The sequence below is a fragment of the Brevibacterium sp. SIMBA_078 genome (assembly GCF_046534565.1).
Lineage (GTDB): Bacteria > Actinomycetota > Actinomycetes > Actinomycetales > Brevibacteriaceae > Brevibacterium.
On the sequence record NZ_JAWRYQ010000002.1, the window covers coordinates 734,883 to 747,229 of the forward strand.

General features: G+C 63.7%; 13 protein-coding genes. 3 read left to right on the plus strand and 10 right to left on the minus strand.

The genetic code is table 11. The annotated features are described in order from the left end of the window. Positions 1 to 80: 80 nt before the first annotated feature. From SB749_RS11695 to clpS, 7 genes are all read right to left on the minus strand, one after another. Entirely contained in the window at positions 81 to 1,028 is a 948-nt protein-coding gene (locus SB749_RS11695; RefSeq protein WP_410710483.1) for an ABC transporter permease, read from the minus strand. 12 nt (positions 1,029 to 1,040) lie between these two features. Then, positions 1,041 to 2,546, minus strand: a complete 1,506-nt coding sequence (locus SB749_RS11700; RefSeq protein ID WP_410710484.1) for an ABC transporter substrate-binding protein — start codon at positions 2,544 to 2,546, stop codon at positions 1,041 to 1,043. Positions 2,547 to 2,672: 126 nt separating this feature from the next. Then, positions 2,673 to 3,278 (minus strand): RdgB/HAM1 family non-canonical purine NTP pyrophosphatase, encoded by a 606-nt coding sequence (gene rdgB, locus SB749_RS11705; RefSeq protein ID WP_410710485.1) that lies wholly within the window; start codon positions 3,276 to 3,278, stop codon positions 2,673 to 2,675. After that, positions 3,275 to 3,997: a ribonuclease PH gene (gene rph / locus SB749_RS11710; protein ID WP_410710486.1), complete on the minus strand. Its 723-nt coding sequence runs from the start codon at positions 3,995 to 3,997 to the stop codon at positions 3,275 to 3,277. Before rph ends, rdgB begins: the two co-directional genes overlap by 4 nt. Positions 3,998 to 4,055: 58 nt before the next feature. Then, a complete protein-coding gene (locus SB749_RS11715; RefSeq protein ID WP_410710487.1) occupies positions 4,056 to 4,877 on the minus strand; it encodes an MBL fold metallo-hydrolase in 822 nt (273 codons plus the stop codon). After that, positions 4,874 to 5,452 carry a DUF2017 family protein gene (locus SB749_RS11720; RefSeq protein WP_173157875.1) on the minus strand — a complete coding sequence of 193 codons (579 nt, stop codon included), beginning with the start codon at positions 5,450 to 5,452 and terminating at the stop codon, positions 4,874 to 4,876. The genes SB749_RS11715 and SB749_RS11720 overlap by 4 nt, the downstream gene beginning before the upstream one ends. Before the next feature lie 3 nt (positions 5,453 to 5,455). Further along, positions 5,456 to 5,761 (minus strand): ATP-dependent Clp protease adapter ClpS, encoded by a 306-nt coding sequence (gene clpS / locus SB749_RS11725; RefSeq protein WP_101545203.1) that lies wholly within the window; start codon positions 5,759 to 5,761, stop codon positions 5,456 to 5,458. A 52-nt stretch (positions 5,762 to 5,813) separates the two neighbouring features. Here clpS and SB749_RS11730 point away from each other — a divergent pair, with 52 nt between their 5' ends. Next, positions 5,814 to 7,133 (plus strand): nicotinate phosphoribosyltransferase, encoded by a 1,320-nt coding sequence (locus tag SB749_RS11730; RefSeq protein WP_410710488.1) that lies wholly within the window; start codon positions 5,814 to 5,816, stop codon positions 7,131 to 7,133. Between the two features lie 112 nt (positions 7,134 to 7,245). Here the strand turns inward: SB749_RS11730 and SB749_RS11735 are convergent, their stop codons facing one another. Beyond that, positions 7,246 to 9,039 carry a DEAD/DEAH box helicase gene (locus SB749_RS11735; RefSeq protein WP_410710489.1) on the minus strand — a complete coding sequence of 598 codons (1,794 nt, stop codon included), beginning with the start codon at positions 9,037 to 9,039 and terminating at the stop codon, positions 7,246 to 7,248. Beyond that, a complete protein-coding gene (locus SB749_RS11740) occupies positions 9,040 to 9,294 on the minus strand; it encodes a DUF3039 domain-containing protein (protein ID WP_035320920.1) in 255 nt (84 codons plus the stop codon). Positions 9,295 to 9,325: 31 nt separating this feature from the next. Between SB749_RS11740 and SB749_RS11745 the strand changes: the two genes are divergently transcribed. Next, positions 9,326 to 9,841 (plus strand): flavin reductase family protein, encoded by a 516-nt coding sequence (locus SB749_RS11745; RefSeq protein WP_410710490.1) that lies wholly within the window; start codon positions 9,326 to 9,328, stop codon positions 9,839 to 9,841. 147 nt (positions 9,842 to 9,988) lie between these two features. Here SB749_RS11745 and gdhA read toward each other — a convergent pair whose 3' ends face one another. Then, the gene (gene gdhA / locus SB749_RS11750; protein ID WP_410710491.1) at positions 9,989 to 11,335 is read right to left on the minus strand and encodes an NADP-specific glutamate dehydrogenase; all 1,347 of its coding nucleotides are present in this window, start codon (positions 11,333 to 11,335) and stop codon (positions 9,989 to 9,991) included. A gap of 126 nt (positions 11,336 to 11,461) precedes the next feature. Between gdhA and SB749_RS11755 the strand changes: the two genes are divergently transcribed. Then, a complete protein-coding gene (locus tag SB749_RS11755) occupies positions 11,462 to 12,127 on the plus strand; it encodes a GNAT family N-acetyltransferase (protein ID WP_410710492.1) in 666 nt (221 codons plus the stop codon). Positions 12,128 to 12,347 lie beyond the last annotated feature (220 nt).

Genomic DNA, 12,347 nt, shown 5'->3' on the forward strand with positions numbered 1-12,347 from the left:
CGAGGCGGTCGGGTCGGTCGCGTCGTGAGCGACGGGATCGACGTGGCCGCTGGGGCTCTGGGCACCGGTCGGGGACAGATTCATGCTGCGTTCCTGATTCGGGGGTCGACGACGGGCACGAGGATGTCGACGATGAGGTTGATGATGAGCACGAGCAGGACGAGGACCATGACGATTCCCTGCACCGCCACGAGGTCGCGGTTGGCGACGGCGCGGACGAGTTCGGAGCCGATTCCGGGCAGTACGAAGATCTGTTCGATGATCACGGCCCCGACCAGCAGGGTGGCCAGTTGGACTCCCGCGACGGTGATGACGGGGATCGCCGCATTGCGCAGGCCGTGTGCGAACAGTGCCTTCGTCTTGGTCAGTCCCTTGGCGCGGGCGGTGCGGATATAGTCCTCCCGCATCACATCGAGCACGGCCGACCGAACGTAGCGGGTGAGGATCGCCGCCTGCACGAGTGCCAACGACACGACCGGCAGGACGAGGCGGAGAAGGAAGCCTCCGAGGCCTTCGATCGGGGCCATCCAGCCTTGGGACGGGAACCAGCCGAGGGTCAGCGAGAAGATGATGACGAGGATGATCGCGGCCAGGAAGTTCGGGATCGCGATGCCGACCTGGCTGATCGCCGAGATCGTCACGCCGATCCAGTTGCGCTGCTCGAGGGCGGCGAAGGTGCCCAGCGGCACGGCGATGAGGATGGACACGGCGATGGCGGCGATGACGAGGATCGCCGTGACCTGGACGCTGTCGACGATGACGGGAGTGATCTCGGCACCGGTGACGTAGGAGGTGCCGAAGTCTCCGGTGAGCATTCCTCCCATCCAGTCGAAGTACCGGATGGCAGGTGGCCGATCAAGCCCGTATTGGGCTTCGAGCATCGCCACTGCCTCCGGGGTGGCGTTCGTTCCCAGCGCCACCTGTGCCGCATTGCCCGGCAGCAGGCTCATCAGGGCGAAGATCACCACCGAGGCGACGAGGAGGGACAGCGCGAACTGGATCGCGCGGTTGATCGCGTAGGTGAGCATCGGCGTTCGCGGTCAGGCCCAGCTGAGGTCGGCGATCTTGAACGCGTCGGAGACGCGGTTGGCGGGTATCCCCTCGATATCGGATTTGGCGATGACGAGATTCGGGAACAGGAACAGGAAGTCCGAGGCGGCATCCTCGGTGATCGTCCGCGCGATCTTCTTCATTCCCGAGATGTACTCGTCTTCAGTGCCGGTATCGGCTTTGTCCGCCAGCTTCTTGATCGTCGAATCGTCGTAGCCGATGTAGTAGTCCTTCGAGAACACGGTGAGAATGTCGCGCGGTTCGGCGTGGTTGATCACCGACATGTCGTAATCGTGCTCGGTGAAGGTCTTGTCCAACCACACGGCCGGGAACTCCTGAGTCGAGATCTTCGCCTTCAGCCCGACCTCTTCAAGCTGTGCGGAGACGATTTCGGAGATCGCCTTCGCGTACGGCAGGTTCGGCACGGTGAAGGCGAATTCCTCCCCCTTGATCCCGGCCTCGTCGACGAGCTGCTTGGCCTTCTTCGGATCGTACTTCCACTCTCCGGTGAGGTCTTCGTAGTACGGATCGGTCGGGGGCACCATCGAGCCGATGAGTTCGCCGTATCCTGCCCAGGCTGTGTCGAGGACGGCCTTGCGGTCGATCGCGTGCATCACGGATTCGCGGGCTTTCTTGTCTTTGAAGATGCCTTCGGCGTTGTTCATCGACAGCACGACTTCGCCGTTCGTGGTGCCGGAGACGATCTGATAGTCATCGCTCTGGAACTCTCCGGCCAGTTCGGGTGCCTGGAGGTTGGAGACGAGGTCGATCTCTCCGGACTTCAGGGCGTTCGAGGCCGATACCGCGTCCTTGAAGTATTTGAACTGGACCGAGTTCAGGGATGGTTTCTCACCCCAGTAGTCGTCGCGGGCGGCGAAGTCGATGGACTGTCCGCGTGTGAACTTCTCGATCGCGAAGGGACCGGTGCCGATGGCTTCGTTCGCCAGGTCGTCGGTTCCCTCGGTGTCGAAGACGGCTCCGACGAGGCTGGTGAGGTTGAACAGCCAGGTGTTCGACGGCTTCTTCAGTTCGATCGTGACGGTGGAGTCGTCCGGGGTCTCGATGGACTCGACGATGTCCATCTTCGACTTCAGCGCGTTCTTCCAGTCCTTCTGCACTCGTTCATAGGAGTACTTGACGTCCTCACTGGTGAAGTCCGCACCGTTGGAGAACTTCACACCATCCTGGAGTTCGAAGGTGTAGGTCTTGCGGTCATCGGACAGTGTCCAGTCCTTGGCCAGTGCGGGCTGGATCTCCCCCTCGCCGTCCAGCCGGACGAGCGATTCGTAGACGTTCTCCATCAGCGCTTCGGGAATGGCGACTCCCGAGGTGGAGGTGAAGTCGAGGTTGACCGGTTCGGCGGTGAAGGCGATCGTCATCGAGTCCTTCTTCTGCGCATCGCCTCCGGTGTCGGAGGCTCCGGCCGAACAGCCTGTGATCAGCAGGCTCGTGGCGGCTGCTGCCGCCACCCACGTCATGATGCGCGGAGTCTTCATTGTTCTCCTCGATTTCGCCGACCACGAAGAGGGTCGTTCTCCAACACTCAAACATCGTCAGTGTATCCGAAGTTCTCAGCTGGTGAGGCGGCTGTGTTCAGATGCTGAGCGTTTCGAGGAGGAGGTTCAGAGATTCGATTCGTCGGCGAGAATCGCGGCCAGTGCGTCGAAGGCGAACCGGCGGTGGGAGCGTGAGTTCTTCTCCTCAGCACTCATCTCGGCGGCGCTGAGTTCGGAACCCTCGGGGACGAAGATCGGGTCATAGCCGAAGCCGTTCTCGCCCTTGGGTTCGGTGGCCAGGCGCCCGGGCATGACTCCTTCGGCGGTGAACTCACGTCCGTCGGCTGTCACAGCGGCCGCCGCGCAGCGGAACTGCGCTCCGCGGTGTTCGGCTGCGATGTCGCCCAGCTGAGCGAGCAGGAGTTCGAGGTTCGCACGATCGTCTCCGTGCCGGCCGGACCAGCGAGCGGAGAAGATGCCCGGTGCACCGCCGAGCACGTCGACGCTGATTCCCGAGTCGTCGGCGATGGCGGTGTGCCCTGTCGCAGCGGCCGCGGCACGCGCCTTGATCAGCGCGTTCTCGGTGAACGTGACTCCGGTTTCGGCGACATCGCCGAGTCCCGCCTCGGCGGCGGTGAGCACCTGGGTGTCGGCACCGAGGACGGGCCCGAGGATGGTCAGCAGCTCGCGCTTCTTGCCCTCATTGTGAGTGGCGAGGACGAAGGTCGTCATCCGGCGAGCACTTCGGACTGGATGCGGGTGAGTTCGGTGCACCCGTGGCCGGCAAGATCGAGCAGCTTGGCGAGTTCGTCGCGATCGAACGGTGCTCCCTCGGCGGTGCCCTGGACTTCGATGAACTTTCCGGACCCGGTCATGACGACGTTCATGTCCGTCTCGGCGCGGGAATCCTCGACGTACGGCAGGTCGAGGAGGGGCTGACCGTCGATGATGCCGACGCTGACGGCCGCCACCGAGTCGATGAGCGGCTGGTGGGCGGCGGGGATCAGCCCGGTCGAGCGCCCCTTGTCGATGGCTTTCGCCAGCGCCACATAGGCACCGGTGATAGAGGCGGTGCGGGTGCCGCCGTCGGCCTGGAGGACGTCGCAGTCGAGGACGAGGGTGTTCTCTCCGAGCTTGTCCATGTCGATGACGGCGCGCAGGCTGCGGCCGATGAGTCGGGAGATCTCGTGAGTGCGTCCGCCCTGTTTGCCCTTGACCGACTCGCGGGTGCTGCGGGAATCGGTGGCTCGCGGGAGCATGGCGTATTCGGCGGTGACCCAGCCGCGGCCCTGGCCCTTGAGCCAACGCGGCACGCCTTCGGTCAGCGAGGCCGCGCAGAGGACGCGGGTGTTGCCGAATTCCACGAGCGCGGATCCTTCGGCGGTGTTGATCCAGTCCGGAGTGATCCGGACTTCACGGAGTTCGTCTGCTGCACGGCCGTCTGCTCGCACTGTCTGCCTCTTTCGTCTCGGTGGGGGTGTCTGCTGGTCGCCGGCGATCGTCGCCGGTTCACACGGTCCAGGTGGCTCCGGGCTTCGCCAGCTCGATGGGTCCACGGTACTCCCCGGCTGCCTCACCGCGAACGATGGAGCAGTCGGTCCAGACCGGAATGTGGGTGAGCACGAGCGCGGACGCTTCGGCATTCTGCGCCACCCGTCCGGCGCGCTTGCCGGTGAGGTGGATGCCGCGCGCCGTGTCGCGGTCTTCCTGAAAGGCGGCTTCGCAGAGGAACAGGTCGGCGTCCTTCGCCGCTGCGACGAGGTTGTCGCACTCATCGCTGTCGCCCGAATACGTGATGACCTTGCCGGCCGCATCCGTGATCCGCAGGGCGTAGGCCTCGACGGGGTGGTCGACGAGGAAGGATTCGATGGTCAGGGAACCGATCTGGTGCCGACTGCCGTGGTCGATGTCGGTGAACTCGAAGGCGTGGTCGAAGTTCGAGTCGTCTCCCCCGTTGGCGACCGGGGACTTTCCGGGATCCGTGTAATAGGCCCGGGAGAGGCGTTCCTTCGCGCCGGCCGGAGCGAACACCGGGGTGCGTGTGCGAATCGTTCCGGTGTCGGAGATGTCGCCGTTGAAGAACTTCGGGTCGAAGCAGTGTTTGACGTAGAGGCCGGTCATGTCCATGCAGTGATCCGGGTGGAGGTGGCTGAGCACGATTCCGGAGAGACGATCGGTGTCGATCGTGTCCTGCAGGGGGCTGAGCGCACCGGACCCGAGGTCGAGGATGATGCGAGTGGGTGTGTCCTCATCGGTTTCGATGAGGTAGCAGCTGGCGAGTGCGCCGCGTCCCGGGAAGGAGCCTGCGGTGCCGATTGCGGTGAGTCTCATATCTCGTCATCCCCTTGCGTCTGGTCGAGCAAGGTCGTTGTCAGTCGGTCCTGAATCCACGTCAGGAAGTCGTACAGGGTCAGGGTGAGGTCTTCGGATTCGGAGAGGTCCTCACGGTGGGCGTACTTCTCCTCCTGCGCCTCCTCGGTGTCGATCCCGAGGCGGACGGCGAGGACGAGTCGCAGGTCGTTGAGGCCCTTCATCCAGGCGAGCACCTCGTCCCGTGTCAGGGAGATGTCATTGCCCTTGCTCAGTCCCAGCAGCACGATGCGCACATTGTGTGCTTTGGCCTGTTTGAGGTCGAACTCGGTGAGGCGGCGGAACTCTGCTGATCGCTCGTCGTCCTCGGGATCGACGTCGGGCAGCAGCCGCAGCAGCGCCGGGTCCTCCGGACGGGGACGGTCGACGAGTCCGAGCCGGGCTTCCCAGTTCTCCGAGTCCGGTCGGTCGTCATCGCCGTCACTGTCTTCGGCCAGGAGTGCCGCGAGATCGGTGAAGACGGTGAGCATGAGCGAGCGTTCGTTGTCTTGCAGGGTGAGGACGACATCGTCCCCTCGTGCGTCGATAGCGGCCATGTGTCAGTCGGATCCTGAATCGGGTTGGCACGCGGCCCACAGGCCGTACTCGTGCATCGCTTGGGTGTCTCGTTCCATGGCTTCACGGCCTCCGGTGGCAACGACGGAGCGCCCGTTCTCATGGACTTCGAGCATGAGTGAGTGGGCCTTCTCCTCGGAGTATCCGAAGTAGGTCTGGAACACGAAGCTGACATAGCTCATGAGGTTGACCGGGTCATTGAAGACCACGGTCCGCCAGGGCTTGGCCAGGTTCTCGGAGGGTCGGACGTCGACCTCCGGCTCCAGGACTGGTGTCGTTGGGTTGCTCACGTTTCCACCATACGGCAGAACACTGACGCTGTCGTGACGTAAGATCGCGCCTATGAGTGATCTCACACGGACCGATTCGACGGCTTTCTTCACGGATCAGTACGAATTGACGATGGTGCAGGCGGCCCTGGAATCCGGTGCCGCTCACCGCAAGAGCCTCTTCGAGGTGTTCGGCCGCAGTCTTCCCGCAGGTCGCCGCTACGGTGTCGTCGCCGGCACCGGTCGGATCCTCGAGATGATCCGCGACTTCCGCTTCGACGATGCCGAACTCTCGTTCCTCAGCAGGGAGAACATCGTCGACAAGCGCACCATCGACTGGTTGGCTGACTATCGGTTCTCCGGCAATATCCGCGGCTATGCCGAGGGAGAGATCTACTTCCCCGGCTCACCGCTGATGACGATCGAATCGACGTTCGCCGAGGGCGTCATCTTGGAGACGCTCATCCTGTCGGCGATGAACTATGACTGTGCGGTCGCCTCGGCGGCGTCCCGCATGGCTCAGGCGGCCGGCGATCGGCCCTGCGCGGAGATGGGCGGTCGACGCACGAACGAGCATGCGGCCGTGGCGGCGGCTCGGGCCGCGGTCATCGGCGGCTTCGCCTCGACGTCGAACCTGGCGGCCGGCCTGCAGTACGGTCTGCGCACGATCGGCACTTCGGCCCACTCATTCACTCTCCTCCACGATTCCGAGCGAGAGGCCTTCGCCGCTCAGCTGAAGTCGCTGGGCACCGATACGACTCTGCTCCTGGACACCTACGACGTCGAGGAGGCGCTGACCACGGCGATCGAACTGGCCGGGCCGAACCTCGGCGGAGTGCGCATCGATTCCGGTGATCTCATCGAACAGGCCAGTGAGGTGCGCGAGAGCCTTGACCGCCTCGGTGCCCGCGACACGACGATCACCGTCACGAGCGATCTCGACGAGTATGCGATCGCCGCATTGGCCGCCTCCCCCGTCGACTCCTACGGTGTCGGCACGCGGGTGGTCACCGGTTCGGGTGCCCCTGCCGCCGGGTTGGTGTACAAGCTCGTGGCTCGTGCCGATGAGGCCGGCGAGTGGACCTCGGTGGCCAAGAACTCCTCCGGCAAGCCCTCACGCGGCGGACACAAGGAGGCGCTGCGCCTCATCGACGGTCCGATCGCCGTGGAGGAAGCCGTCGGCATTCCGAGCCTGCCCGATGATCTCGGCGAAGGACGTCGGCTCAGCGTCGATCTCGTCGTCGACGGTGAGGTCGATGAGTCGTTCATCGGTGCGGCAGGAGTGAAGAAGGCCTGCGCCCGACATGACGAGTCCTTGGCGGAGCTGCCGCGTTCGGCCAGGCGCCTGCAGGACGGCGAGCCCGCAATTCCCACCGTGTTCTACTCCGCCTGACCCGCAGCCGGACCACCACGAATCGACGAAGCCGCCGAGGCAGACGCACTGTCTGCCTCGGCGGCTTCGTCGTTCTCACGCTCGCCAGGTCTCCCCTGCCGACATCCGGTGCTCACTTCTTGCCGACGAACCAACCCTGCAGCTTCTTGATCCGAGCCTGGATCTGCTCCCGCGTGGCTTGGGCGACGGCCGGTCCCCCGCATGCCTTGCGCAGTTCGACGTGGACGTTCTGGTGCGGTGTTCCGGTGCGTCTGGACCAGGCGCCGACGAGGCTCTGGAGCTGGTTGCGCTCTTCCTTCATCGCTCGGTGTTCGAGTTCGCTCGTCTCCGTCTCAGGGGCAGGAGGGGCCGCCGCTGTTTTGCGCTTCGCCTGCCGGGCCTGCTGAGTGCTCAGCAGCTCCCGCACCTGATCGGGTTCGAGCAGGCCGGGGATGCCGATGAAGTCGAGTTCGTCCTCGGAGCCGATGGCTCCGCCGGTGCCGAATTCACCGCCGTCGTAGAGGACACGGTCGAACAGGGCTTCGGCGCCGAGTGCTTCGAAGGAGCCGAGCTGGTCCGACGAGGCGCCCTCGTTCCGGTTCGCCTGCTCCATGGCCTGATCGTCGAAGACGACGACATCGTTCTCGTCCTCGTTCTTCGGGCGATCGAGGGCATGGTCTCGTTCGGCTTCCATCGAGTTGGCCAGGGCCAGCAGCACGGGCACAGAGGGCAGGAACACCGAGGCGGTCTCGCCGCGTTTGCGGGCACGCACGAAACGCCCGATGGCCTGCGCGAAGAACAGCGGCGTCGATGACGAGGTCGCGTAGACGCCGACACACAGTCGGGGAACGTCGACGCCTTCGGAGACCATCCGCACAGCGACCATCCACCGGTCGGTGGAATTCTGGAACTGTTCGATCCGTTCCGAGGCTCCCGCCTCGTCGGAAAGCACAACGGTCGGCTTCTCACCGGTGATCGCGTGCAGCCGTTTGGCGTACGCCCGGGCCGCCTCTTGATCGGTGGCGATGACGAGGCCGCCGGCGTCGTGGACGGTGCGTCGGACTTCGGTCAATCGCATATCGGCGGCTTTGAGGACCGCCGGGATCCAGTCGCCCTTCGGGTCGAGGGCCGTGCGCCAAGCCTGCGAGTTGATGTCCTTCGTCGTCTCCTCGCCCAGCACGTGCGACATCTCGTCGCCGGCCTTGGTCCGCCAGGTCATGGCGCCGGCGTAGGCGAGGAAGAGGACGGGGCGGACGACGGAGTCCTTGAGCGCCCGTCCGTAGCCGTAGGAATAGTCCGCCACCGAGGTGCGGATGCCGTTCTCGTCGGGAGCGTAGGTGACGAATGGGATCGGTGAGGTGTCCGAACGGAACGGTGTTCCGGTCAGGGACAGTCGGCGGACCGCGGGACCGAAGGCCTCTCGTACGGCATCGCCCCACGACAGGGCGTCACCTCCGTGGTGGACCTCGTCGAGGATGACCAGAGTGCGACCGGCGGCCGTCCGGTTGTGGTGGAGCACGGGTTTGGCAGCGACCTGCGCGTAGGTCAGAGCCACGCCGTGGTAGCCGGGTGCGTGTTTGCCCTGGGAGTTCTTGAAGTGCGGGTCGAGCTTGATGCCCACGCGTGCCGCCGAGTCGGCCCACTGCACCTTGAGGTGTTCGGTGGGAGCGACGACGGTGACACGGTTGACGACTCGCCTGGCCAACAGTTCGGCCGCCAGCCGCAGAGCGAAGGTGGTCTTACCTGCTCCAGGGGTCGCGACCGCGAGGAAGTCCTTGGGCTGCTTCTGGAAGTAGAGCTCGAGAGCCTCCGCCTGCCAGGCACGCAGCTTTCCCGCCGTTCCCCACGCTGCGCGCTCGGGGAATGCCGGTGGAAGCTGTTCTGCCGCGGAGGTCCCTGGTGCTGTTGGGAGACGATCCGCGGACATCTACTCCTGCGGTCCTTCGGACATCGTCTCGTAGATCTCTTTGCACTTGGGGCAGATCGGGAACCGCTCGGGGTCGCGCGTGGGGACCCACACCTTTCCGCACAAGGCGATCAGCGGAGTCCCGGTCACCATGGACTCCATGATCTTGTCCTTGGGCGCGTAGTGGCTGAAGCGCTCGTGGTCGCCGGGCTCGACTAGCTGCTCGGACTGCTCGCGCTCGATCGTTGCTGAACCGCCTGAAGCTGGAATGGTCATGACTCCATTGTAGTTCCCTAGAATGAGAGTCATGGACCAGGCCTACGACGATTCCCTCACAGAACGCTACCGCGAGCTCAGTGACGACATCGCTGCGGCGGTCGCCGTGGTCTCCGCTACCCGCGGCAGCGCCCTGCATGCGATCACCGTCGATTCGTTTCTCGACGTGTCGTACGACCCGCCGACGATGGCGGTCAGCGTCTATTCGGGCTCACGGATGATGGAGACTCTGGAGACGAGTTCCCACTTTGCGATCTCGCTGCTCAACTCCGATCAGCGCGACATCTCCGAACGCCTCGGCGCTTCGGGCCAACCCCTGTACGGTTCTCTCAAAGGCATCGATACTGTTCCCGCCCCGCACGCCGGACAGCCGGTGCTCACCGAGGCGATCGCCTGGTTCGAGCTCGAACTCACCGAGGTTCTCGAGGTCGCGACCCACAATCTCGTCGTCGGCGAGGTGGTATCCATAGGGGCGGGCGCCGATGCGGGAACGAGACGGCCCCTTCTGCGTTGGCGAAAAGGCTACGGAACCATCGGACAACGCTGACCGTCTCGTCTGTCTCGGCGCCACCTCGCCAGGTATGACAGAGACCCTGCTCCGGATCATCGAGCTTCGAGGAGATACTCGTCGATCATGAGCAGGGTCTGTCTTGTAGGTCTCGTCGTCAGTTTCGACCGACGGCGGATCAGGCGATCAGACGACTCCCTGGGCGAGCATCGCCTCGGAGACGCGGATGAAACCTGCGATATTGGCACCGGCGACGTAGTCTCCGGGCTGGCCGAATTCGTCGGCAGCGGCGGCGCAGCTGTCGTGGACATCGCCCATGATCTCGGCCAGGCGCGCCTCGGTGAAGTCGAAGTCCCACGAGTCGCGGCTGGCGTTCTGCTGCATTTCGAGCGCACTGGTCGCGACACCGCCGGCGTTAGCGGCCTTGCCGGGGGCAAAGAGGACGCCGGCCTCGGAGAAGATCTTCACGGCTTCCGGCGTGCAGGGCATGTTCGCGCCTTCGGCGAGAGCGATGACTCCGTTCTTGACCAGAGTCGCGGCCGAGTCTCCGTCGAGTTCGTTCTGAGTCGCACATGGCAGTGCGACGTCGACCTCGACGTCCCAGACGTTTCCGCCCTCGTGATAGGTCGCGCGTCCGCCGCGCTGAGCGACGTACTCGGAAATGCGGCCCCGCTCTTCGAACTTGATGCGCTTGACGAGTTCGGTGTCGATTCCGTCCGGGTCATGGATGAAGCCGGCCGAATCGGACATCGTGATGACGGTGCCGCCGAAGGACGTGACCTTCTCTGCGGCGAACACTGCGACATTTCCGGATCCGGAGATCGAGACAGTGCGACCGTCGATGTTCTTCTTCGCAGCGGCGAGCATGTCCTTGAGAAAGTACACGACGCCGAAGCCGGTGGCTTCGGTGCGGACCATGGAACCGCCGTAGGACAGTCCCTTGCCGGTGAGCACACCTGCTTCATAGGAGTTCGTCATGCGCTTGTACTGGCCGAAGAGGTAGCCGATCTCTCGACCACCGACGCCGATGTCGCCTGCGGGCACATCGCGGTATTCACCGATGTGACGGTACAGCTCAGTCATGAACGACTGGCAGAACCGCATGACTTCGCGGTCGCTGCGGCCCTTCGGGTCGAAGTCAGCTCCGCCTTTGCCGCCGCCGATGGGCAGGCCGGTGATGGCGTTCTTGAAGATCTGCTCGAAGCCGAGGAATTTGACGATGCCGAGGTTCACCGAGGGATGGAATCGCAGTCCGCCCTTGTAGGGGCCGAGTGCCGAGTTGAACTGCACGCGGAAGGCGCGGTTGATCTGCACGATTCCGGAGTCATCGATCCAGGGGACCCGGAAGATGATCTGGCGTTCGGGCTCGCAGAGCCGCTCGAGCGCGGAGAGTTCCAGGTATTCGGGGTGCTTGTCCACGACAGGGCCCAGGGAATAGAGAACTTCCTGTACCGCTTGGTGAAACTCCGACTCTCCAGGGTTACGTTGGAGAACTGTGTCGAAGATTGGCTGCAGTGACGGATGTAGACTCATGCGCACAAACATACCGTGACCCGCATAACAACAATCCAAGCGACCAGATAATGGACAGCGTTGTCCGGTCACTTCAAGTGGGATATAAGACTTCCGCGCAGTTCCAGGGCCACTGAACAGGAAAGAATGGGCACAAGGCACATGGACATCTCGGAGATCTGGCCGCCGTTCGCACTTCATCTGCGATCAGATGATATGGAGCTCTCGCCCGTAAGAGAGGCCGATATTCCTGAACTCGCACAGATCGCGCGAGGCGGAGTGAGACGTGACGGAATCGAAGCGTTCCTCGTCAATTGGGATTCGGGCACCGATGAGCAGGTAGCACGGAGCCTCGCTCAGTATCACTGGTCCACTCGGGCGAACTTCTCCGTTGATGAGTGGACGATCGAGTTCACGGTCAGGATCAATGGCCGCGCGATCGGAGTGCAGGGTGTGAATGGACATCGGTTTCCACTGACGGGGACAGTCTCGACGGGATCGTGGTTGGCGCTGCCTGAACAGGGCTGCGGATACGGCACCAGGATGCGGAGGATGATCGTCGAAACCTTCACCAGATACTTCGGTGCCTCTCGATTCGACACAGCGTACTTCGACGGCAATGACGCCAGCCGGCGGGTATCGGAGAAGCTCGGGTACTCTCCCAATGGAAATCGCAGCGTAGTCGGACAGAACGGCACAGTCCTCACCGAACATCACATGGTGCTCCACTCCGAGAACTACGTCCACACGGACAGTGACCTACAAGTCACCGGCGCCGACGCCTTCCGAACCTTCCTCACAATTGCTACCTGACGGGGGTGCAGCAACCCCGCGCCAGGTAGCTGCGCCCCCGCCAGGTAGCAATAGAGCGCGTACCAATAGGCCCGACCATTCCACCCGTGAACAGAAGAAAGGCCCCACCCGACCAAACGGTCAGATGAGGCCTCCCCCACTAAAAAATATTGCGGCAGTCACTTACTCTCCCACAACCACCAAGTTGCAGTACCATCAGCGCGAATGGGCTTAGCTACCG

Bases quoted from the DNA above. Each gene is read 5' to 3' on its own strand.
- SB749_RS11695 (WP_410710483.1), bottom strand. From the start codon at position 1,028: ATGCTCACCTACGCGATCAACCGCGCGATCCAGTTCGCGCTGTCCCTC.
- SB749_RS11700 (WP_410710484.1), bottom strand. From the start codon at position 2,546: ATGAAGACTCCGCGCATCATGACGTGGGTGGCGGCAGCAGCCGCCACG.
- rdgB (WP_410710485.1), bottom strand. From the start codon at position 3,278: ATGACGACCTTCGTCCTCGCCACTCACAATGAGGGCAAGAAGCGCGAG.
- SB749_RS11715 (WP_410710487.1), bottom strand. From the start codon at position 4,877: ATGAGACTCACCGCAATCGGCACCGCAGGCTCCTTCCCGGGACGCGGC.
- SB749_RS11720 (WP_173157875.1), bottom strand. From the start codon at position 5,452: ATGGCCGCTATCGACGCACGAGGGGACGATGTCGTCCTCACCCTGCAA.
- SB749_RS11730 (WP_410710488.1), top strand. From the start codon at position 5,814: ATGAGTGATCTCACACGGACCGATTCGACGGCTTTCTTCACGGATCAG.
- SB749_RS11735 (WP_410710489.1), bottom strand. From the start codon at position 9,039: ATGTCCGCGGATCGTCTCCCAACAGCACCAGGGACCTCCGCGGCAGAA.
- SB749_RS11740 (WP_035320920.1), bottom strand. From the start codon at position 9,294: ATGACCATTCCAGCTTCAGGCGGTTCAGCAACGATCGAGCGCGAGCAG.
- SB749_RS11745 (WP_410710490.1), top strand. From the start codon at position 9,326: ATGGACCAGGCCTACGACGATTCCCTCACAGAACGCTACCGCGAGCTC.
- gdhA (WP_410710491.1), bottom strand. From the start codon at position 11,335: ATGAGTCTACATCCGTCACTGCAGCCAATCTTCGACACAGTTCTCCAA.
- SB749_RS11755 (WP_410710492.1), top strand. From the start codon at position 11,462: ATGGGCACAAGGCACATGGACATCTCGGAGATCTGGCCGCCGTTCGCA.